This is a genomic window from Streptomyces sp. NPDC048514 (assembly GCF_043199955.1).
Taxonomy (GTDB): Bacteria; Actinomycetota; Actinomycetes; order Streptomycetales; family Streptomycetaceae; genus Streptomyces.
Window position 1 is genome coordinate 337,780 of sequence record NZ_JBICWT010000009.1, and the last position, 20,069, is coordinate 357,848.

A 20,069-nucleotide genomic window follows, 5' to 3' on the forward strand; every position below is an offset into this window, starting at 1 on the left:
ACCGGCCGTCCCGGATACCGCGGCACACCTGCGCAGTGCCGGGCGGCGTCCGGCCGCCGCGCTCGGGGCCGGCGGCCGCCGGTATGTCCGTGAGGCCGCCGGCATGCCCCGCGCGGGGTCTTGCCGTGGCCCCTCGCGGGCGCCACGGTAGGCACCATGACCTCCTTCGTGTTGCCTCATGAGGTGCACGGCGACGGCGCCCACAAGGTGTTCGCCGTGCACGGCTGGTTCGCCGACCGGTCCGCCTACGCGCCCGTCCTGCCCGATCTCGACCGCACCGCCTTCACCTACGCGCTGGTCGATCTGCGCGGCTACGGCGGGGCCCGGGACGCCGTGGGCTCCTGGACGACGACCGAGGCGGCCCGGGACCTGGTGGAGCTGGCCGACCGGCTGGGCTGGGAGCGGTTCTCGGTGATCGGGCACTCCATGGGCGGTGCCGTGGCGCAACGGTTGCTGGCCGTCGCCCCGCACCGGCTGCGCCGGATCGTCGGCGTCGCTCCGGTGCCCGCCTCGGGCATGCCGTTGCCGGCCGGGCAGGACGCTCTGTTCGAGGAGGCGGCGCACCGGGCGGAGAACCGGCGCGCGATCATCGACTTCACCACCGGGGGCCGCCGCCCCGCCGCCTGGCTGGACCGGATGGTGGCCCGCTCGCTGGAGCGCAGTGACCCCAAGGCGTTCCGGGCGTGGCTCGAATCCTGGGCGGGCGAGGACTTCCACGCGGACGTCGAGGGCAGTGAGGTGCCCGCCCTGGCGGTGGCCGGCGAGCTGGACCCGGCCCTGTCGCCGGCGGTCCTGCGGGAGACCTGGCTGGCCTGGTATCCGCGCGCCGAGCTGGTCGCGCTGCCGTCCGCCGGTCACTACCCGATGGACGAGACGCCGCTGGAACTCGTCAGGGCGGTGGAGGACTTCCTGCGCGCGGACACCACGGACGCTGCGGTCCACACGGACGCCCGGGGCCCGGCCGGCCCGGCGTGAGCGGGTGCGGGCCGCCGCCGGTGCCCGACGTGTTCGACCCGCGCCGGTACGCCGCCGGGGTGCCCTACGACGACTACCGCCTCCTGCGCGACCGTCATCCGGTGGCCTGGCAGGAGGAGTCCGAGGTGCTGGGCTGGCCGGCCGGACCAGGTTTCTGGGCCGTGACCCGGCACGCGGACGTCGTACGGGTGCTCAAGGACGCGGCGGGGTTCTCCTCGCACCTCGGCGCGACGCAGATCCGGGACCCCGACCCGGAGGACCTGCCCTTCATCCGCAGGATGATGCTCAATCAGGATCCCCCCGGACACGGCAGGTTGCGGCGGCTGGTGAGCCGTGCGTTCACCCCGGGGCGTGTCGACCGGTTCGCCGCGCTGGCCCGGGAGCGGGCCCGCACCCTGCTCGCCGCGGCGTCGGAGGCGGCCAGGGCGTCGGACGGCACGGCCGATCTGGTGGCCGCCGTCACCGACGAGTACGCGCTGCTCAACCTGGCGGATCTGCTGGGCGTTCCGGAGAGCGACCGGCGGCTGCTGCTGCACTGGACGCAGCGGGTCATCGGCTACCAGGACCCGGACGAGGCGGGCCGGCCGGTGCTGGACGGGACGGGCAGGCCGGTGAATCCGCGCTCCCCGGCGATGCTGCGGGACATGTTCGCCTACGCCGGGCAGCTGGCCGCCCACAAACGACGGCATCCCGCCGACGACATCCTGACGACGCTCGCCCACGACGCCGAACCGGAGGGCGCCGAGCTGGAGATGTTCTTCTTCCTGCTCACGGTGGCGGGCAACGACACGGTGCGCAGTGCCGCCCCCGGCGGGCTGCTGGCCCTCGCGGAGCATCCGGGAGCGTACGAGCGCTTGCGGTCCGGGAGGGCGGAGGTCCGCCCGGCCGTCGAGGAGCTGCTGCGCTGGCATCCGCCGGTGCTGACCTTCCGCCGCACGGCGGTGCGGGACGTCGAGCTGGCGGGGCGGCGGATCCGGGCGGGCGACAAGGTCGTGGTGTTCCACGCCTCGGCCAACCGGGACGAGCGGGTCTTCGCGCACCCGGACCGGCTCGATCCCGGTCGCGTCCCGAACCCGCACGTCTCCTTCGGAGACGGCCCGCACGTGTGCCTGGGCGCGCACTTCGCGCGCCTGCAACTGCGCCTGCTGTACGAGGAGGTGCTGCGCGCGCTGCCGGCGGTCCGGCTCGCCGGGCCCGCCGAGCGACTCGTGTCGAACTTCATCAACGGGGTCAAGTCACTGCCGCTGCACGTACTTTGACGGGCCGACCTGGATCAGCGCGTGGGTGCCGCTGGTGCGCCACCGCTGGCCCTCCGCTGCCACCAGGGCGGTCTCGGTCGCCGCGGACAGGCCGGTGATCACGTCGGACTTGAGCGTGCGCAGGGCGGCGACCGGACCGGGGAACCAGGCGGTCGCCCGCTGGAACGGCGTGGTCGGCGGCCATCGCCGGTCGCCCACCAGACGGCGGTAGTTGAGGTCGCCCTTGAAGATCGTCAGCGTGGCCGCGGCGAACTCGGCACGCAGGTCGTCCGGCATCTGCGCGTACGGCAGCGGTGCGCAGGAGAACGGATGCGCGCGCACGTCGAGCCGGCCGCCGGCCATGGCCGACCGCAGGACGCGCCCGTACTCGCCCGCCGCGCCGGGGGCCGCCCGCAGTCGCTGCAGGGCGTCGACCACGTCGGCGGTGGTGGCGTCGGAGACGTAGTAGGGATGGGGCTTGACGTGCAGGACCGCCCGCTCGGCCCGCCCCTCGGTGAGGAGATGGGCGATCAGCAGCAGGTCGGGGACGAGTTCGCGGCCGGCGTTGTCCGCGACCAGCACGAGCGTGGCGGCCCCGCCGGGCGGCAGCAGCGACCACAGGGCCTCGCTGTCGTCGGCGACCAGTGCGGGAACCGGTTCGCGCGCCTCGGCGGCCGCGGCCGAGAGCCGGAACCCGAGGTCGGCGCGGTTGCCCCACAGCGAGCCGTGCAGCAGTGCGCCGCCCCGCTCCCGCTCGGAGAGCTCACCCAGGGCGTCCAGGGCGGCCAGTTCCTCGTCGGTCTCCGGCGCGTCGAGTTCGGCCTGCTTGAACGGACGGAAGGGGTCGATACCCTGCCAGGCACCGGGGCCGAAGTAACCGACGGCGTCGAGCAGCCGACGGTAGAAGTAGCTCTCCGACCACAGCCAGGGCACGTCGTACCAGGACCGTCCGACGTGGTCGGGCAGGCCCCAGGCGTGCCAGTGGTCCCGGTCCGGTGCGTCGGCGGGGAGCGGCTCGATCACCCCGTCGGCGCAGCTCGCCAGCAGCTCGTCCAGCGCCCGGTGCTGCCCGGGCCCGTACGGGAAGGCGTCCCGCACCCGCTGGATGATCGCGGGGTGCCGCTCGGCCAGCACCCCGTGCGGGAACGAGCCGGGTTCGTTGCCGAGGATCACGGGCGCGCGGGCGGTGTCGGGCATGCCCGTCACCGTACCGCGCCCGTCAGGCGGTCCTGAGTTCCCGCTCCAGATGCGTGGCGAGGGTGACGTAGCGGGGGCGGCGGTGCACCGGGACCAGGCCCCGGATCATCAGGTGCCACATCTCGGCGACCCGCCGTGGAAGCCGTCCGACCGGTTCGATCGAGCGGCCGGCGACCCGGGTGCCGACGAAGAAGCAGACGAGGGAATGGGCGACGGCGCCCACGTCGAGGTCCCCGTGCACATCGGCCTCCCTGACCGCCCCGGCGAACTTGCGGGTGGCGAACTCGAGCCACTCGGTGAACGGATGCCTCAGCGGCGGCCGTACGGCGATGTCCGCGCTGACCAGGCGGAGCCCGGCGCGTGGCACCGGGTCGTCGACGGCGAGCCGGGCGATCCCGAAGGTGGCGCGTATCAAGGTCTCCAGGGAGGAGTACCCGCGGCTCTCGACGTCGGAGACGAGCTTCTGGGCGGCCCTGGCCTGGAGTTCGAGGATGGCGTGGGCCAGGTCCTCCTTGGCGGCGAAGTGGAAGTACAGCGCGCCCTTGGTGACCTTCGCGTGGGAGACGATGTCGCTCAGGCTGGTGGATTCGTAGCCGTGCCGGTCGAACAGATCGGCGGCGGCCGTGATGATCGTTGCCCGGGTCTGTTCAGCGCGTAACTGCCTCGCCATCGTGTGACCCTTCCTTGCGCCTTGAACGAACGGGACATGCGGTTTGTTTTATGGCCCGTTGCACACGATAACTCACCGAGTGACAGCGGGAGTCCGGCGGACGGGACCTTCGCCCGGCAGCTGTCAGCCGCACGCCTCGCCCCGGGATCGGGCCGGGCCGGCCGACGGACGAGGCCGGTTCGCCTCGCGCCTCGCCGCCCGGCCGCGCCCGGCGGCCGCGGGCCGGAGGTCGTCGTCCCGTGATCGTCACGATACGAGGCGGACGGCCGCTTCCTCAACGGGGCCTCATCGGGTTCCGGAAACAGCCGGACCGGTCGGTGTTCGCGGGCTTCCCGCCGGCGGTACCTGACCGGTTGAACGCGGCGCGCGCGGGTGCCGTACTGGACGTCGGCAGACCTGTTCCCGCGCCCGCCGAGGAGACACCCCGATGACTCGGACGACCGCCCGCCCGGGCGTCATGGCGGCCGCCGCGGCGGCCCCGATCCTGCTCGTGTCGTGGGCGGCTGCGCCGGCCCAGGCACACGGAGCCCCCACAGGCCCGGTCAGCCGGGTCTACGCGTGCTCCCCCGAAGGCGGCGACGCGGGCTCTGCGGCCTGCAGGGCGGCGATCGCCGCGAACGGCGCTCCGTTCACCGCGTGGGACAACCTGCGCGTGGCCGGGGTGGCGGGCCGGGACCGGCAGGTGGTTCCGGACGGCAGGCTGTGCAGCGGCGGCCTGCCCGCCTACCGGGGCCTCGACCTGCCCCGGCGGGACTGGCCGGCGACCGAGCTGGCACCCGGCGGCCGGCTGACGATGACGTACGCCTCGACGATCGCGCACACGGGCACGTTCAAGCTGTATCTGACGAAGCCCGGCTACGATCCGGCCAAGCCGATGAAGTGGGCGGATCTGCCGGAGCGGCCCTTCGCCGAGGTCACGGACCCGCCGCTGCGGAACGGGGCGTACCACCTCGGCGCCACCCTGCCGAAAGACCGGACGGGGCGTCAGATGCTCTACACCGTCTGGCAGAACAGCAGCACGCCGGACACCTACTACTCGTGTTCCGACGTGGTCTTCCCGGGCGGCGGGACGGCGGCCGGGGCGGCGAAGGCCCCGAAGCCGGCGACGCGGGGCGCTGCGCCGCCGGGCGGCCGGCCGGCGAGCCCGTCCGCGGGAGGCGCTACCGAGGGAGGCACCACCGGGGCGCGCGCGAGTGGCACTCCGGACGGTGGCGTCCGGGACGGTGGCGTCCGGGACGGTGGGAGTGCGCGGCAGCGGGAAGCCGCCGGCGACGGCACTCCGCTGGCGGAGGTGACGCGCGGCGGCTCGGGACCCTCGGCTCCGCTGCTCGCGGGCGGCGCCGCCACGGTGCTGGTGCTCACCGGGGGCGCCGCCTTCGTGCTGCGTCTACGCCGACGCTGAAACCGTCTTCGGCGGATCAGTTGACGTAGACCCGGGCACCGGCGTCGGTGACCGGGGCGTACTTGGCCGTGAAGAAGCCGTTGGCGAAGCAGAGCGACGAACCGGAGCTCTTGGTGAACTGCTGGTTGGTGAAGGTGATGCTGCTGTCGGCGTTGTCGGCCTTGCCGGTCAGACCGGGCGCCTGGTACACGCAGGTCACGCTGCCCAGCAGGGTGCGCAGCTGGACGGTGGCCTGGATGACGGAGCCGCTCGGGGGCGAGACGGTGAGGGTGCCGGCCGAGGTGATCGTCGCCGAGTAGGGCAGGTTGTTGATGGTGATGCCGTTGACGCCGAGCACACCGGTGACGTTGCTGGTGCAGCTGCTGCTGCCGAAGGTGTGCGCGGTGACGGACTCGGTGGCCGTACCGGGAGCGGCCGGGTTGCCGGTGAGCTTGGCGGTGAACTGGGAGGTCGTGCACTTGACGCCGCTGGTGCCGGTCGCGCTGGAGTAGAAGGTGGCGGACGTGCCGGAGGCCAGGGGGGCGGTCAGGGTGTCGCCGACCGCGGCGGCGGTGCCGCCCACGCTGCCGGTGGTGAGGACGGCGCCGGCGTCGGCACCGGCGGAGGCGGGTCCGGCCGCCGTGAGGGCGAGCGCGGCGGCGGTGCCGGCCAGGGCGAGGAGGGTTCGCGTACGCATGCGGGTGTGCCTCTTTCCTGAGTGGGGTTCGGACGAGGTGCTGTCGGGGGGTGGCGGGTGGTGCGAGCGGTGCCGCCGACGCGGGAACGTCGCGCCTTCTCCGTACGCGACGGACCCGCGACGGCGGCGGGCCGGTACCGGCCGACGGCCTTGGGGAAGGCCTGCGGCCGGGCCGGACAGGGGACGGCGGCCGGCCACGGCCCCATGGAACGGGAACGTGCCGGAGCCGTGCTGCGGTGAGCGGTTGCCGTGAACCGGCGCGTGCAACCCGGTGTGCCGGCGTGAGCGGTTTCGTGAACCGGCGGGTCCGACCGTCGTGAGCCGACGGGCGTGATGGCCGCGAGCCGAAGTGAGCGATTGCGCCGAGCCGAAGTGAGCGGCTGCCGTGCAGTGCCGGGAACGCGGCCGTCGCCGCTCGGCGGATCCGGCGCCACGGATCCGGGGAAACAGGGGAATTTGTAGACCCGCTCAACCTTCAACGTCAAGGCGTCGCAAGGGAGTTGTTCCCTAGGGACGCCGGTCTCGCACATCCGACACCCTATTTCCACAACTCCCTTGACCCCCCAATGTAACCGGCGGTAACTTTCGGTCAGGCTACTGCCGCGTAACGAGAAAGCCCTTGCATCCGCCGGGAGTGCGAGGAGACGTACGCGGCAGCCGCTGTCCGCGCCAGGACACCGCGCCACTGAAGCCCAACCCGCATATCCATGCCCATGGGAGCAGACATGGCCTTGTCCCCGGACGTCCCGTCCGACGGCAACAACCCCGAGAACCCGGGAAGCGGTTCACCGTCCGAAGCACCGAGCACCGCCGTGACCGGCACGGGCGGCGAGCGACGAGGGCGGGTCCGGGCACGCCGGGCCGCCGTCATGGCCGTGCCCGCCACGCTCGTCGCCGCCGGCCTCGCGGTCCTCACCGCGCAAGGTGCGCTGGGTGTGCAGTTCGCGATCTCCGGAATGCCGTTCACCGTCACCGCGACCGAACTCAACGGCACCGGTTTCGAGCAGTTCGGCGCGCTCGACAACATGGCGGAGGGCAGCCCGAACGCCGGTGACACCGGCGGCCAGGTGCTCGTCGTCACCTCCGCGATCAAGAACGCGACGCTCACCAAGCTGTGCCAGAGCGTCGACCTCGGCGGCACCAACCTGCTGATCAGGGCGGGCGGCGGTAAGGACAAGGTGTCGGCGACCGACCTGACCACCGACTCCACCGAGCTGTCGGGTGACGCTGCGTTCGGCAACATCGAGATCGGCAACGACGCGAGCACGCTCACGAAGGCGGGCGTGAAGGGCCCGATCGGGGTCTTCAGTCAGCAGGCCGACACCGTGCGCATCGCCAACCTGCGGCAGACCAACTATGCGACCACGGCCGGGGTGTTCAAGCTGCCGGGTCTCAAGCTCGGCTTCAGCAGCTCGGGTTGCTGATCGGCGTGCCGGACCGTCCACGTCGGGGACCGAGGGCCGCCTTCCGCGGCTGGCGGGCCCGCCGGCCGTTCTGGGGCGGGCTGCTGCTCGCCCTCGGCGGCGGCGAGATCCTGCTCACCGAGAAGGCCTCGCTGAAGGTCGTGATGCACATCGGCATGCAGGGCCTGGCCGGCTATCTGCTGCCGACGCTGATGCTGCTGCTGGGCCTGCTGATCATCTTCAACCCCTCGCAGCGGCTCTTCTACTCCGTCACCGGCATCCTGCTGTCGCTGGGTACCTGGCTCACCTCCAACCTGGGGGGTTTCTTCCTCGGCCTCCTCCTCGGCGCCGTCGGAAGCTGCCTCGCCTTCGGCTGGCTGCCGGACCAGGAACCCCGCGTCAGCCGGCGCAAACGCCGTAAGCAGGCACGGGCCGACCGGGCGGCGGCGCGGGCCTCCCTGCCCGAGGGAGTGGAACGAGCGGCCTGAGCCCGGACGAAGGGCACGGGCACGGTCCAGGAGGCCCCACGATCACGGGGCTTTCCCTCCGGGTCCGCGGAACTTCCCGGTCGTCCCATAAGTTTCTACGATGCTGTAGAAATTGCGGTCGGCGTGCGGTCACAGCACCCGGCCGGGGAGACGAGGAGTGGACATGGCCCTGTGGGACCGCTTCAAGGAGTCGGCGTCGCAGATGCAGACCCAGCTGGTGGCGAAGAAGAACGACCTGAAGAGCGGCGCCTTCCGCGACGCGAGCATGGCGATGTGCGCGCTCGTGGCCGCCGCCGACGGAACCGTCGACCCGTCGGAGCGGCAGCGGGTGGCCCAGCTCATCGCCACCAACGAGGTGTTGCAGAACTTTCCGGCGGACGACCTGCGGCGCCGCTTCGAGGAGAACCTGAACAAGCTGACGACGGACTTCGCCTTCGGCAAGGTGAGCGTGCTGCAGGAGATCGCCAAGGCGAAGAAGAAGCCGGCCGAGGCGCGGGCCGTCGTCCAGATCGGCATCGTGATCGGCGGTGCGGACGGTGACTTCGACAAGACCGAGCAGGCCGTGGTGCGCGAGGCGTGCTTCACGCTGGATCTCCCGCCGCACGAGTTCGACCTCTGACCCGCGGCTCGGACCGCGGCGCGGACTCCGGCAGACGGAACGACGTGGGTGCCCCCGTGATCGGGGGCACCCACGTCGTCGTGTTCACGGCCGAGGCAGCGCCGGGGCCGGGCGGGAACGACCGGCTTCGGCCACGCCCGGGCGGCGCCGCCGGGTCAGGCGAGTCCCGCCGGGGTCAGGCGAGTCCCGCCGACTTCAGCCAGGCCTGGGCGACGTCCAGCGGGTCCTTGTTCTCCGTCTGCACCTGGGTGTCCAGGTCCAGCAGGGTCGCGGTGTCCAGCTTGGCCGAGACGGCGTTGAGGGCGTCGACACCCTTCTGGTTCAGCGCGCTCTTGTAGGCGAGCGGCTGGACGTTCTCGAGGCCGAAGAGGCCCTTCGGATCCTGCAGGACGACGAACTTCTCCTTGGAGATGGTCGGGTCCGTGGTGAAGAGGTCCGCGACCTGCACCGCGTTCTTCTTCAGCGCCGCCTGGGTGAGCGGGCCGCCCGCGTCCAGCGCCTTGAACGACTTGAACTCCAGGCCGTAGACCGACTTCAGGCCCGCCAGACCCTGCTGCCGGGTCTGGAACTCCGGCGAGCCGCCGATGACCAGGTCCTTCGCGATGCCCTTCAGGTCGGCGACGGAGGACTTCCCGGTGAGGTGGTACTTCTTCGCGGTCGTCGCGTTGACGGTCACCGAGTCCTTGTCCTGTGCGGACGAGGGGTCGAGGAGCGTCAGCTTGGAGTCCAGCTTGGCCTCGATGGCCGTGGTGGTCGCCTCGGTCGTCTTCGGCGCCGCCTTCGGGTCGAGGTAGGCGAGGAGCGCGCCGTTGTACTCGGGCAGTACCGAGATGGAGCCGTTCTTGAGCAGACCGTACGTCGTCTCGCGGCTGCCGATGTTCGGCTTGTAGGTGACCTTGATCCCCTTGGCCTTGAGCGCCTCGCCGTAGATGTCGGCGAGCAGGGTGCTCTCGGGGAAGTTGTTGGAGCCGACGACGACGCTGTCGCCGCTCGCCTTGCCGTCCGTCAGGGGATTGCCGGACTTGCCGTCGCCGGAGGAACAGCCCGTCAGCAGAGCCGTAGCCGCCGCGAGGGCGACCACCGCCGCGCCTCGGTTCCTCCGGATGGACCTGCTGATGTGGGTTGTGGAAGTCACCTACTGATCCAATCCAGCCGGTTCTCGGTCAGTCAAGGGCATCAGATCACCGATTGGCCTCGATCTGCGGTCGGTGGCGTACGCAGAGCGTTCTCCTGGTCACGGATGCCCGACGGAAGGCACACCGATCGGGCCGGTGAGCACCTGTGACCTCAGAGCGGCCGGGCCTCGGGGCGGTGACGGCCCGGACCTGAGGCTGCTCGCCGTTCCGGAGCCGGCGCCGTCCCGCACCGAGCGGTGGCCGTCAGTGGCTCCGGCGCACTCCCGGGGAGACCGTGAGCCGGGACACCGCCCAGAAGAGGGCGAGGGTCGCGAGCGCGAGGGCGGCGACCAGGGTGGCGCCGCCGACGACCTTCTCGTAGTTCTTCTGGTACAGGCCGTCGATGATGTAGCGGCCGAGACCGCCGAGGCTGACGTAGGCGGCGATGGTGGCCGTGGAGACGATCTGGATGGCCGCCGTGCGCAGGCCGCCGAGGACCAGCGGGAGCGCGACGGGCAACTCCACCTGGAACAGCACCCGCGCCTCGGACATCCCCATGCCGCGCCCCGCGTCCACCGGGGACGGGTCGACGGCGCCGATCGCCTCGTAGGTGGTGACCAGGATCGGCGGTACGGCGAGCACGACCAGCGGGATCATCACCGGGCCCAGGCCGAACCCGATCCAGATGAACATCAGCACCAGCAGACCGAAGCTCGGCAGCGCCCGGCCGGCGGTGGCGATCATCGCCAGGGCGTTGCCGCCGCGCCCGTAGTGGCCGGTGACCAGACCGACGGGCAGTCCGATGGCGGCGGCCAGGAGCAGGGCTTCGACCGAGTACTGCATGTGCTCGACGAGGCGGGTGGGGATGCCGTCGTAGCCGTGCCAGTGGGCGCTGTCGCTGAAGAAGGCGTGCGCGAAGTCGAATACGTTCACCGGGTGGCCCCCTTCCTCGGCATCCACGGGGTGAGGAGCAGGCGGACCAGGACCAGTACGGCGTCGGCGAGGATGCCGAGGACCGCGATGGTCAGGACCGAGTTCACGGCCAGGGCGGGCCGGTGGTAGACGTTGGCGTCGTAGAGCATGTTGCCCAGGGCGCCCTGGTTGCCGATGAGCATGCCGACGCTGACCAGGGAGATGCTGGACACGGTCGCCACCCTGAGGCCGCCGATGATCGCGGGTACGGCGATGGGCAGTTGGACCTGGAGGTAGCGGCGTACCGGTCCGAGGCCCATGGCCTGTGCGGCGGCCAGGGTCTCCGGCGGGACCGAACGGACGCCGTCCACGATGGCCGGCACCAGCACCACCAGGCTGTAGACCGCGAGCGGGATCATCACCGTGGTCTCGCTCTGCCCGAAGTAGTCGATGAGCACCACGAAGAAGGCCAGCGAGGGGATGGCGTACAGCACGGTGGTGATGCCGAGGACGGGTGGGTAGATCCACCGGTAGCGCACGCAGAGCTGGGCGACGGGCAGGGAGACGAGCAGCCCGGCCAGGACCGGCAGCAGGGCCTCGCGCAGGTGCAGGCCGACGAGGCCGAGGTAGCTGTGCTGGAGGTCGCTCGGGAGGTCGAAGAAGCCGGTCATCGCCCGGCCTTCGCGCCGGCCTGCTCCGCGACGCGGCTGTGGGCGTCCCGGATCGCCTCTCCGATGACCTGCTGGGAGACGACGCCGACGGCGCGGCCCTCGGCGTCCACGGCGACGGCCCAGCCGGTCGGCGAGAGCACGGCGCCGTCGAGCGCGGTGCGCAGCGAGTCGGCGCCGGGGACGAACGGCCGTCCGCAGGGCAGGAGTTGGTCCCGGTCGATGTCACCGGCGGTGAGGCGGCCCGGCTCTGCCCAGCCGAGGGGCCTGCCGTCGGGGTCGGTGACGAGGAGGTAGGGGTCTTCGGTGCGGGAGGCGAGTTGCCGGGCGTCCGCGTCGATGCCGACGACCGGCCCGGTCTGCAGCCGCAGCCCCTCGGACGGGAAGAAGGACAGCCGCCGGATGCCGCGGTCGGCGCCCAGGAAGTCCTCCACGAAGGCGTCGGCGGGGGCGCTCAGCAGTTCGGCGGGCGGGGCGAACTGGGCGAGCCGGCCGCCGGTGCGCAGGACGGCGACCATCGTGCCGAGCTTGATCGCCTCGTCGATGTCGTGCGTGACGAAGACGATGGTCTTGCCCAACTCGTCCTGGATGCGCAGCAGTTCGTCCTGGAGTCCCTTGCGCACGATGGGGTCTACGGCGGAGAACGGCTCGTCCATCAGCAGCACCGGCGGGTCCGCGGCGAGCGCGCGGGCCACGCCCACCCGCTGCTGCTGGCCGCCGGAGAGCTGGTAGGGGTACCTCTTGGCCAGCGAGGTGTCGAGCCCGACCCGCTCCATCAGCTCGGCGGCCCGGGCGCGCGCCTTCTGCTTGGTCCAGCCGAGCAGCCGGGGCACGGTGGCGATGTTGTCCAGAATGGTGCGGTGCTGGAAGAGGCCTGCGTTCTGGATCACGTATCCCATCGAGCGGCGCAGGGTGTTGACCGGTTGCTGCCGGATGTCCGCGCCGTCGAGGGAGATGCGGCCCTCGCTGGGCTCCACCATCCGGTTGATCATCCGCAGGGTCGTCGTCTTGCCGCACCCCGAGGGTCCGACGAGCACGGTGATCGCGCGGTCCGGTATCTCCAGCGACAGCCGGTCGACCGCGACCGTGCCGTCCGGATACCGCTTCGTGACTGAATCTATCCGTATCAAAACGCCGGATACCCTTCGGGTTTGGCAGCTTTCCGCCCACTGTCGGCCACGGTCGTCCATGCGCAGCCCGTGCGGGGAGAGTCTAGACCGCGAGTGTTTCAGCGCTTTGGCCGGTGACCACGCGGAAAGGAAGACCGTGCCGACGCTGCCGCCTCCCTGGCGGAGGACTCGCACACGCTTCGGCGGCGGGCTCAGTCGTCCTTGCGCGGATGCGGCCGTGCCGCGAGGACCGCCACGTCGTCCTCCGCATGGTGGGCTTCCAGCCGCGTGACGATCGTCTCCAGGACGTCGTCGACACCGTCGCAGCCGGTGAAGCGGAGGGCGGCCAGGCGGGCGAGGGAGCGGTCGATGTCCTCGCCGCGGTGTTCCACGAGGCCGTCGGTGAACAGCACGAGCGTCTGGCCGGGCGCCAGGGCGTGGGTGGCCGACTCGTACCCGCCCAGCCCGGTGCCCAGCGGCGGTCCGACGGGGACGGGCAGCAGCGCGGCCTCGCCCTCCCCGGTGATCAGCACGGGCGGCAGATGGCCGGCACTGGCCAGCGTGATCTGGCCGCGCCCCGGGTCGACGCGGGCCAGCAGACAGGTGGCGGGTCTGCGCTCGTCCTCGCCGGAGGCGATGTCGTCCATCTGGCGCAGGACGCGGTGCGGGGGCAGGTCGGAGGAGGCGATGTAGCGCAGGGAGGAGCGGTAGGCGCTCATGTCGACGGCGGCCTCCAGGCCGTGCCCCATCACGTCGCCGACCACCAGCAGGGTGCGGCCGAAGTGCAGCCGTACGGTCTCGCACCAGTCACCGCCGACCAGCGCGCTGCCGCCGACGGGGAGATAGCGGATGGCGACGTCCAGGTTGGGGTGCGGCCGGCCCGGCGCGGCGAGCAGGGCCCGCTGCAGGTCGCCGGCGGTACGGCTGACCAGATCGTAGGCGCGGGCGTACTGGATGTGGGCGGCACCGCGCTCGGCGAGCACGGCGAGCAGCTCGGCCTCGGACCGGCGCAAGGGCTCCTCGCGGCGCCCCCAGACCAGGAGGCCGAACACCTCCTCCCCTCTGGTCAGCGACAGGCACACGGCGCCGCCGGCACGGCCTTCGGCCGGCTGTTCCAGCCACGGGTCCAGGACCGCGCCGACGGCCGGCACACCTGCCTCGCGGGCCACGGCGGCGGCCCAGCGGGCGTCGGGCAGCGCGTCGGCGTCGCCGCTGATCGACTCGTACCCGGAGACGACGGGCCCGGCGCGGCGCATCACGGCGGCGGCGCCGCCGACCAGCAGGACGGCGGCGCGGGTCAGCTCGGCGCAGGTGGTGGGCTCGTCGAGGGTCGTTCCGATGCCGGCCAGGGCCTGCCGCAGCACGCCGAGCCGCGCTGCGGGCTCTTCCGCTCCTCCGGTGCCACCGCCGTCGCGGTGCTCACCGCCGAAGGGAAGCGGCCTGCGACGGGACTGGATCCAGCGCGCCACACCCCACACCCTCACAGAATCTCAAACCGGAGCGAGCGGGGCACCAGGCACATCGAACGCACCGGGTGCCGGCGGTCCCACCGGTCCCGGCGGCACCAGCCGGTCAGCCCTCGGTGGGTGCCAGCCGCAGGGAGATCGAGTTGATGCAGTACCGCTGGTCGGTCGGGGTCGGATACCCCTCACCCTCGAACACGTGCCCGAGATGCGAGCCGCAGCGGGCACACCGCACCTCGGTCCGGACCATCCCGTGGGACCGGTCCTGGATCAGCTCCACCGCGTCGGTGTCCTTCGGGTCGTAGAAGGACGGCCAGCCGCAGTGCGACTCGAACTTGGTGCCGGAGGTGAACAGCTCGGCGCCGCAGGCGCGGCAGGAGTAGACGCCCTCGGTCTTGGTGTCCGTGTACTCACCGGTGAAGGCCGGCTCGGTGCCGGCCTGGCGCAGCACGGCGAACTCCGCCGGGTTCAGCTCCGCACGCCACTGCTCGTCCGGCTTCTCGACGTCGTACGACATGAGCCTCAGCCCCTCTACTGCTGCGACAGACGGTCCAGGATCTGCGGGCCCAGGTCCGTCACGTCACCCGCGCCCATGGTGAGAACGAGATCACCGGGCTTCGCCATTCCCGCGATCACCGCGGGGATCTCCGCCTTGTCGTGCACGGCGGTGACGTCGGCGCCCGCGGCGCGCGCGGCCTCGATGATCAGCTCGCTGGTCACCCCGGGGATCGGGTCCTCCCGGGCGGGGTAGATGTCGAGCACGACCGAGGCGTCCGTGAGCGCCAGCGCCCGCCCCATCTCCTTGCCCAGTTCCTGGGTGCGCGAGAACAGGTGCGGCTGGAAGACCACGAGGATGCGGGAGTCGCCGGCGGCGGCGCGCATGGCCTCCAGGTCGGCGGTCATCTCGGTCGGGTGGTGGGCATAGGAGTCGATCACCTGAACGCCCGCCGCCTCGCCCTTCAGCTGCAGCCGGCGCTTCACACCGGTGTAGGCGGCCAGCGCCGGGGCCAGTGAGTCGGCCGGGACACCGAGGGCGGCACCGGCGGCGAGCGCGGCGACCGCGTTCAGGGCGTAGTGGCGGCCGGGGACGGAGACCGCGAAGGTGATTTCCCGTCCCTCCAGCAGGACCGTCACCTCGCTCTTCAGGCCCTGCGGCAGCACGGACAGCACACGCACGTCGGCGTCCTGCGCCTCGCCGTACGTCACCACCCGCACCTCGCGGGCCGCCACCCGGCGGGTCAGCTCGCGGGCGCCCTCCTGGTCCGCGGAGACGACGAGTGTGCCGCCCTCGGTGATGCGGTCGACGAACGTCTCGAAGGACTCGTAGATCTCGTCCATCGAGGCGTAGTTGGCGTGGTGGTCCAGCTCGACGTTGAGGACGATGGCCACGTCGGGCGCGTACTTGTGGAAGCTGCGGTCCGATTCGTCGGCCTCGGCGACGAAGATGTCGCCCTCGCCGTGCAGCGCGTTGGAGCCGGGCGCGTCCAGGTCGCCGCCGATCGCGTACGACGGCTCCAGGCCCAGCGCGGTCAGGGAGACCGCGAGCATCGAGGTGGTGGTGGTCTTGCCGTGGGTACCGGCCACGGCGATCGGGCGCAGCCCCTCCATCAGCGCGGCCAGCGCGTCCGAGCGGTGCACCACCGGGATGCCCAGCGCGGCGGCGCGGGCCAGCTCGGGGTTGTCCTCGCGGATCGCGGACGACACGACGACACAGCTCGCGTCGTCGGCGAGGTGCTCGGCCGCATGCCCGATGTGCACGGTCGCGCCGAGCGCCCGCAGCGCCTCGGCCGTCGCCGAGTCCTTGGCGTCGCTGCCGGCGACCTCGGCCCCACGCTGCGCGAGGATCTTGGCGATGCCCGACATCCCGGCGCCGCCGATGCCGATGAAGTGCGGTCGGTCCATGGCGGCGGGAAGGCCGGGTGCCATGCGTTTCTCCCTGGAGACGGTACGAGCTGGAGCAGGCCTAGCCTAAGCGCTCACACCCCGCCCCACTCCGCAAGGGGCACGAGCCCACGGCCCGAGCCCACCCGGGAACGCGGCGCGAACCCACTCAGGGGCGCGGGGAACCGCGCGACCAGCCACGACGCACCCGTACCCGCGAACGCACCGGCACCCGCACCCGCGCCCGCGAGGCCCACTCACCCGCACCCGCGAACAGCGCCACGCCCACCCTTAAGAACGCTCCGGCGGAGCGCCTACGCCTTGCTGTGCGAGAACAGCTTCAGCACCGGCACCCCCACCCGGTGCCGAGCCCGGGAGGCCCAGTCCCGGTGGAAGAACTCCTCCACGTAGTGCGGATCGGTCAGCACGATGACCTCGTCGGCCCCGACCTCGGCCACCAGCGCCTTGAGGGCGTCCAGCGGGTGGTCCTCGACCAGCCGCCCCTCCGCCCGGCTCCCCGCGGAGCGCAACGCCTGCACCGAGACGTCGAGGGCCCGCTGCCCCACGCTCCGGGCCTCCTCGCCCTCCGGCGTCTCCCCTTCCCGCACGGCCTCGTCGAGTTCGCCAAGCGCGATGTCGTCGATGGCCCGCAGCAGGCGGTCCGCCTGGTCGCCGCGCGGCTGCAGCAGCACGTGGAACCGGACCGGCTCGTCTCCGTGCAAGGTGGTGACGAACTCCACGTCGGCGGACGTCATGGCCTTCTCGATCATCAGAACGCTTGTGAACACCAAACGCCTCTTCTCCTCCGTGGGCCCGGACAGGGCCCCTGCGGAAACCATCCTTCCCCGTGATCGCACGGGTACTGCCGGACTAAGTTTGCCCGCCGCGAGCCAAACGGAACGGCTGATTCCATTTGGCTCAGGTCCGACGGTAACGACTGAACAGGAAACCGTCCTCCGCCAGGAGGGACACGAGGTCGAACCGGCGCGGGACGACGACCGACGGCCCCCCGGCGATGCGCTGCGCGTCCCCCGCGGTGAGCATCGGCGAGACCGTCAGGCACAGCTCGTCCAGCACCTCGGCGGCGATCAGCTGGCCGAGCAGCCGGGGGCCGCCCTCGGTGAGCAGCCGGGTGTGCCCGAGGCCGGCGAGGGCACGGACGGCGCGCGCCGGCTCGATCCCCATCCCCTCGCCGGCCACCACCACCCGGGCACCGGCCTTCTCGGCGGCGGCGACACGGTCGGGGGCGGCGGCGGCACCGGTGAGGACCAGGGTGGGGACCAGTGGCGAGGTGAACAGCGGGAGAGAGAAGTCCAGCTCCAGGCTCGCGGTGACGACGGCGAGCGCGGGGGCCGGACCCTGCCCCGCGGCCCGGCGGGCGGCGGCGAACTCACCACGCTCCTTCGCGGGGCGGTACCCCTCCTGCCGTACTGTTTCCGCGCCCACCACGACGACGTCCGCGAGCGCCCGCAGTGTGCCGAAGATCCGCATGTCGGCGGCGCTGGAGATGGGCTGGGAACGCCCTTCGTGCTGGGCGGCGCCGTCGAGGGTGGAGACCATGTTGGCGCGCAGCCACGGCCGGGGGGCACCCGGCTCGGGCTCGGGGTAGGCGTAGGCGGCGGCCAGCTCGGCCAGGCTCCACTCGCGGTCCTCGTGGGCAGCGGCCCCGTCGGCCCGCGCGGGGACGTCGGCCCCCGTGGCCCCGTCGATCCCCGCGGGCGCATCGCTTGCGCGGGTCCCCCGGGCGCCGGCCGCCCCGCCGGCCTCCCGTCCCTCCTCGCCACCGCCGAAGGTCCTGGCTGCTGTCTCGTCGGTCACAGGGAACAGGCGTCGCATGTCGTGCAGTGTGACACGGCGCTTAGCATGGGTGACCGTGTCGTCCTCCACCTCCGCCCCCGGATCCCTGACCGACGCGGGCCCCCTCTCCCTGTGCGCCCGCGAGCCGCACGTGCCCGCCGACCGGCTGGTCGCCGAGATGGTGCCGCCGCCGCGCTTCGACTCGGTCCGCTTCGCCACCTACCTCCCGGACCCGAACCAGCCCAGCCAGACCGAGGCCGTACGGGTGCTGGAGGGCTTCGCGGCCGGGCTCGGCGGGGCGCACGCCTCCGGCTCCGGCAGGCGCGGCTTCCTCGGCTTCGGCAGGGGCAAGGCCGCCAAGGCCCCGGCCGGCCCGCGCGGGGTCTACCTCGACGGCGGCTACGGCGTCGGCAAGACCCATCTGCTCGCCTCCCTGTGGCACGCCACCCCGGCCGAGCCCGCGCTCAAGGCGTTCGGCACCTTCGTGGAGCTGACCAATCTCGTCGGCGCGCTCGGCTTCCAGCAGACGGTGCGGACGCTCAGCGGCCACCGTCTGCTGTGCATCGACGAGTTCGAGCTGGACGACCCTGGCGACACGGTCCTCGTGTCCACGCTGCTCGGCAAGCTGGTCGAGGCGGGCGTGGCGCTCGCCGCCACCTCCAACACCCTGCCCGGCAAGCTGGGCGAGGGCCGGTTCGCCGCCGCCGACTTCCTGCGCGAGATCCAGGGCCTGTCGGCGCACTTCCACGCCCTGCGCATCGACGGCGAGGACTACCGTCACCGCGGTCTGCCGGAGGCGCCGGCGCCGTTCACCGACGAGGAGGTGGCCAAGGCGGCGTACGCCACCGCGGGCGCCTCGCTGGACGACTTCCCGCACCTGCTGGACCACCTCGCCAAGGTGCACCCGAGCCGGTACGGCGCGCTGACCGACGGGCTGACGGCGGTGTGCCTCACCGGTGTGCGGCCGGTGCCGGACCAGTCGACCGCGCTCCGGCTGGTGGTGCTCGCGGACCGGCTCTACGACCGTGAGGTCCCGGTGCTGGCCTCGGGGCTGCCGTTCGACAAGCTGTTCAGCGAGGACATGCTGAACGGCGGCTACCGCAAGAAGTACTTCCGCGCGATATCCCGGCTCACGGCGCTGGCGCGCGACGCGAAGGGGCTCGTCGGCTCCTAGCCGCCGCCCTCCACCGGCGCCGGCCCCCGCGAGTCAAGGGCGAGTTCACGCCACGCCACCCGCACTTTCCACGCTCTCTTGTGCGCGTTACGCGCAGTTAACCCCGCAAAGGGCTTTGCGGGGTTAACGTGTTTCTTGACCATCCATTGACCAATGCTTGGTGAGCACAAGAGATGTGAACGAGGCGAAGGGGGGCGCATGTTCCGAGATGCGACAGCCCGGACTCTGCTCGGCCTCCTCGCCGTCGCCCTGCTCGCACTCCAGCTCTTCGCTCCCACGGGAACCTTCGCACCTGCGCACACCCCCGGTGAGGTGCTGGCCAAAGCCGAGCCTGGAATCGCCCCTTCCGCCGAGCCGGTGCGTGACGGAGCGGACACCGCCCGCGATCCGGGCCGCCCGGGTGGGCCCGCGGGCATCCCGCACGTACGCGACCGGCAGCGCGGCTCGGCCTCCGGCTGGGCACAGGAGCACCCGCTCATAACCGGCCGGGCGGCCGCCGCCGGCCCTTCGGACGCCTCTGGCACCCCGCCGCGCCACGCGCCGGGAACCGCCAGAGCCCACACCCCGGCAGCGCTCCAGGTCTTCCGCTGCTGACAGCGGGTGCGGCTTCCGGCCGGGAGCCGGGCCGCTCCCCTCCCCCCACAACCGCCGGTCAAGCCCGACGCGCCGGTGCGGCGCGCCAGGAGGAACTCACGCACATGCAGCCCCTCATCGACAACGCCCGTACCTTCGGACAACGCCCTGAGGAGTTCGCCAAGCTCGCCGAAGGCCAGTCTCCCCAGGTCCTCTTCATCACCTGCTCCGACTCCCGGGTCGTCCCGGCCCTGATCACGGGCGCCCGTCCCGGCGAGCTGTTCGAGCTGCGCACCGCGGGCAACATCGTCCCGCCGTACGCCTCGCAGCACCCGACCGGCGAGGCCGCCACCATCGAGTACGCCGTGGAGGTGCTCGGCGTCCGCGACATCGTCGTCTGCGGGCACTCGCACTGCGGCGCAGTCGGCGCGCTGGTCCGCGGCGACGACCTGACCGCGGTGCCCGCCGTGCGCGACTGGCTGGCGCAGGCCACCCCGCGTCCGGCGGGCGCGGCCGAGGACCCGGAGGTCGCCGAGGCCGTCCAGTGCCATGTCCTGACCCAGCTGCTGCGGCTGCGCTCCTACCCGTGCGTCGAGCGCAAGCTGGCGGAGGGCCGGCTCGGCCTGCACGCCTGGTACTACGAGGTGCACACCGGCGCCGTCCGGACGCACCGACCGCGGACCGACACCTTCGAGTCCCTGTGAGCGCG

The 20,069-nt window shown here is 72.3% G+C and carries 21 protein-coding genes; 9 read left to right on the plus strand and 12 right to left on the minus strand.

The genetic code is table 11. The annotated features are described in order from the left end of the window. The first annotated feature begins 156 nt into the window (after window positions 1–156). On the plus strand, window positions 157–975 hold the full coding sequence (locus ACGFT2_RS21760) for an alpha/beta fold hydrolase (RefSeq protein WP_393280698.1): 819 nt from the start codon (window positions 157–159) through the stop codon (window positions 973–975). Then, window positions 972–2,234, plus strand: coding sequence for a cytochrome P450 (locus ACGFT2_RS21765; RefSeq protein WP_393280701.1), 1,263 nt, complete (start codon window positions 972–974; stop codon window positions 2,232–2,234). The genes ACGFT2_RS21760 and ACGFT2_RS21765 overlap by 4 nt, the downstream gene beginning before the upstream one ends. Here ACGFT2_RS21765 and ACGFT2_RS21770 read toward each other — a convergent pair. Both ACGFT2_RS21770 and ACGFT2_RS21775 read right to left on the minus strand, forming a co-directional pair. Beyond that, window positions 2,211–3,410, minus strand: coding sequence for a damage-control phosphatase ARMT1 family protein (locus ACGFT2_RS21770; protein WP_393280704.1), 1,200 nt, complete (start codon window positions 3,408–3,410; stop codon window positions 2,211–2,213). The genes ACGFT2_RS21765 and ACGFT2_RS21770 overlap by 24 nt on opposite strands. 22 nt (window positions 3,411–3,432) lie before the next feature. After that, on the minus strand, window positions 3,433–4,080 hold the full coding sequence (locus tag ACGFT2_RS21775) for a ScbR family autoregulator-binding transcription factor (protein WP_393280706.1): 648 nt from the start codon (window positions 4,078–4,080) through the stop codon (window positions 3,433–3,435). Between the two features lie 427 nt (window positions 4,081–4,507). On the opposite strand from ACGFT2_RS21775, the gene ACGFT2_RS21780 reads away from it, so the two are divergent. Beyond that, window positions 4,508–5,482 carry a lytic polysaccharide monooxygenase gene (locus ACGFT2_RS21780; protein WP_393280708.1) on the plus strand — a complete coding sequence of 325 codons (975 nt, stop codon included), beginning with the start codon at window positions 4,508–4,510 and terminating at the stop codon, window positions 5,480–5,482. A 16-nt stretch (window positions 5,483–5,498) separates the two neighbouring features. Here ACGFT2_RS21780 and ACGFT2_RS21785 read toward each other — a convergent pair whose 3' ends face one another. Then, window positions 5,499–6,158, minus strand: coding sequence for a Tat pathway signal sequence domain protein (locus tag ACGFT2_RS21785; protein ID WP_393280711.1), 660 nt, complete (start codon window positions 6,156–6,158; stop codon window positions 5,499–5,501). 725 nt (window positions 6,159–6,883) lie between these two features. Here ACGFT2_RS21785 and ACGFT2_RS21790 point away from each other — a divergent pair. The 3 genes from ACGFT2_RS21790 (at window position 6,884) to ACGFT2_RS21800 (ending at window position 8,668) form a co-directional block, all read left to right on the plus strand. Then, on the plus strand, window positions 6,884–7,582 hold the full coding sequence (locus tag ACGFT2_RS21790) for a DUF6230 family protein (RefSeq protein WP_393280714.1): 699 nt from the start codon (window positions 6,884–6,886) through the stop codon (window positions 7,580–7,582). A gap of 5 nt (window positions 7,583–7,587) precedes the next feature. Then, entirely contained in the window at window positions 7,588–8,049 is a 462-nt protein-coding gene (locus tag ACGFT2_RS21795; protein ID WP_393280716.1) for a DUF6114 domain-containing protein, read from the plus strand. 163 nt (window positions 8,050–8,212) lie between these two features. Next, window positions 8,213–8,668: a tellurite resistance TerB family protein gene (locus ACGFT2_RS21800; protein ID WP_393280719.1), complete on the plus strand. Its 456-nt coding sequence runs from the start codon at window positions 8,213–8,215 to the stop codon at window positions 8,666–8,668. 175 nt (window positions 8,669–8,843) lie between these two features. On the opposite strand, the gene ACGFT2_RS21805 is transcribed toward ACGFT2_RS21800, so the two are convergent. The 9 genes from ACGFT2_RS21805 to ACGFT2_RS21845 form a co-directional block, all read right to left on the minus strand. Beyond that, a complete protein-coding gene (locus ACGFT2_RS21805) occupies window positions 8,844–9,803 on the minus strand; it encodes an ABC transporter substrate-binding protein (RefSeq protein ID WP_393280721.1) in 960 nt (319 codons plus the stop codon). A gap of 244 nt (window positions 9,804–10,047) precedes the next feature. Further along, window positions 10,048–10,716, minus strand: a complete 669-nt coding sequence (locus ACGFT2_RS21810; protein ID WP_393280724.1) for an ABC transporter permease — start codon at window positions 10,714–10,716, stop codon at window positions 10,048–10,050. After that, window positions 10,713–11,366, minus strand: a complete 654-nt coding sequence (locus tag ACGFT2_RS21815; protein WP_393280727.1) for an ABC transporter permease — start codon at window positions 11,364–11,366, stop codon at window positions 10,713–10,715. Before ACGFT2_RS21815 ends, ACGFT2_RS21810 begins: the two co-directional genes overlap by 4 nt. Beyond that, window positions 11,363–12,493, minus strand: coding sequence for an ABC transporter ATP-binding protein (locus ACGFT2_RS21820; protein WP_393280729.1), 1,131 nt, complete (start codon window positions 12,491–12,493; stop codon window positions 11,363–11,365). Before ACGFT2_RS21820 ends, ACGFT2_RS21815 begins: the two co-directional genes overlap by 4 nt. Window positions 12,494–12,684: 191 nt before the next feature. Then, window positions 12,685–13,941, minus strand: a complete 1,257-nt coding sequence (locus tag ACGFT2_RS21825) for a PP2C family protein-serine/threonine phosphatase (RefSeq protein ID WP_393280731.1) — start codon at window positions 13,939–13,941, stop codon at window positions 12,685–12,687. Between the two features lie 103 nt (window positions 13,942–14,044). Beyond that, window positions 14,045–14,452, minus strand: coding sequence for a peptide-methionine (R)-S-oxide reductase MsrB (gene msrB / locus ACGFT2_RS21830; RefSeq protein WP_393280734.1), 408 nt, complete (start codon window positions 14,450–14,452; stop codon window positions 14,045–14,047). A gap of 14 nt (window positions 14,453–14,466) precedes the next feature. Continuing rightward, a complete protein-coding gene (gene murC / locus ACGFT2_RS21835) occupies window positions 14,467–15,861 on the minus strand; it encodes a UDP-N-acetylmuramate--L-alanine ligase (RefSeq protein WP_393280737.1) in 1,395 nt (464 codons plus the stop codon). Between the two features lie 269 nt (window positions 15,862–16,130). Next, the gene (locus tag ACGFT2_RS21840) at window positions 16,131–16,604 is read right to left on the minus strand and encodes an indole-3-glycerol phosphate synthase (protein ID WP_393280740.1); all 474 of its coding nucleotides are present in this window, start codon (window positions 16,602–16,604) and stop codon (window positions 16,131–16,133) included. 130 nt (window positions 16,605–16,734) lie between these two features. Continuing rightward, the gene (locus ACGFT2_RS21845; RefSeq protein WP_393280743.1) at window positions 16,735–17,652 is read right to left on the minus strand and encodes a pyrimidine reductase family protein; all 918 of its coding nucleotides are present in this window, start codon (window positions 17,650–17,652) and stop codon (window positions 16,735–16,737) included. A 37-nt stretch (window positions 17,653–17,689) separates the two neighbouring features. Between ACGFT2_RS21845 and zapE the strand changes: the two genes are divergently transcribed. The 3 genes from zapE (at window position 17,690) to ACGFT2_RS21860 (ending at window position 20,064) form a co-directional block, all read left to right on the plus strand. Continuing rightward, complete coding sequence (zapE, locus tag ACGFT2_RS21850) at window positions 17,690–18,787, plus strand: cell division protein ZapE (RefSeq protein ID WP_393280746.1); 1,098 nt, start codon at window positions 17,690–17,692, stop codon at window positions 18,785–18,787. Window positions 18,788–18,985: 198 nt separating this feature from the next. Then, complete coding sequence (locus ACGFT2_RS21855) at window positions 18,986–19,381, plus strand: hypothetical protein (protein WP_393280749.1); 396 nt, start codon at window positions 18,986–18,988, stop codon at window positions 19,379–19,381. 104 nt (window positions 19,382–19,485) lie between these two features. Further along, window positions 19,486–20,064: a carbonic anhydrase gene (locus ACGFT2_RS21860; protein WP_393280752.1), complete on the plus strand. Its 579-nt coding sequence runs from the start codon at window positions 19,486–19,488 to the stop codon at window positions 20,062–20,064. Window positions 20,065–20,069: the final 5 nt, after the last annotated feature.

Excerpts from the sequence above, each read along its gene's own strand:
- murC (WP_393280737.1), bottom strand. The coding sequence starts at position 15,861 with ATGGCACCCGGCCTTCCCGCCGCCATGGACCGACCGCACTTCATCGGC.
- ACGFT2_RS21815 (WP_393280727.1), bottom strand. The coding sequence starts at position 11,366 with ATGACCGGCTTCTTCGACCTCCCGAGCGACCTCCAGCACAGCTACCTC.
- ACGFT2_RS21780 (WP_393280708.1), top strand. The coding sequence starts at position 4,508 with ATGACTCGGACGACCGCCCGCCCGGGCGTCATGGCGGCCGCCGCGGCG.
- ACGFT2_RS21845 (WP_393280743.1), bottom strand. The coding sequence starts at position 17,652 with ATGCGACGCCTGTTCCCTGTGACCGACGAGACAGCAGCCAGGACCTTC.
- ACGFT2_RS21760 (WP_393280698.1), top strand. The coding sequence starts at position 157 with ATGACCTCCTTCGTGTTGCCTCATGAGGTGCACGGCGACGGCGCCCAC.
- ACGFT2_RS21775 (WP_393280706.1), bottom strand. The coding sequence starts at position 4,080 with ATGGCGAGGCAGTTACGCGCTGAACAGACCCGGGCAACGATCATCACG.
- ACGFT2_RS21790 (WP_393280714.1), top strand. The coding sequence starts at position 6,884 with ATGGCCTTGTCCCCGGACGTCCCGTCCGACGGCAACAACCCCGAGAAC.
- ACGFT2_RS21855 (WP_393280749.1), top strand. The coding sequence starts at position 18,986 with ATGTTCCGAGATGCGACAGCCCGGACTCTGCTCGGCCTCCTCGCCGTC.
- ACGFT2_RS21785 (WP_393280711.1), bottom strand. The coding sequence starts at position 6,158 with ATGCGTACGCGAACCCTCCTCGCCCTGGCCGGCACCGCCGCCGCGCTC.
- ACGFT2_RS21770 (WP_393280704.1), bottom strand. The coding sequence starts at position 3,410 with ATGCCCGACACCGCCCGCGCGCCCGTGATCCTCGGCAACGAACCCGGC.
- ACGFT2_RS21860 (WP_393280752.1), top strand. The coding sequence starts at position 19,486 with ATGCAGCCCCTCATCGACAACGCCCGTACCTTCGGACAACGCCCTGAG.
- ACGFT2_RS21800 (WP_393280719.1), top strand. The coding sequence starts at position 8,213 with ATGGCCCTGTGGGACCGCTTCAAGGAGTCGGCGTCGCAGATGCAGACC.
- msrB (WP_393280734.1), bottom strand. The coding sequence starts at position 14,452 with ATGTCGTACGACGTCGAGAAGCCGGACGAGCAGTGGCGTGCGGAGCTG.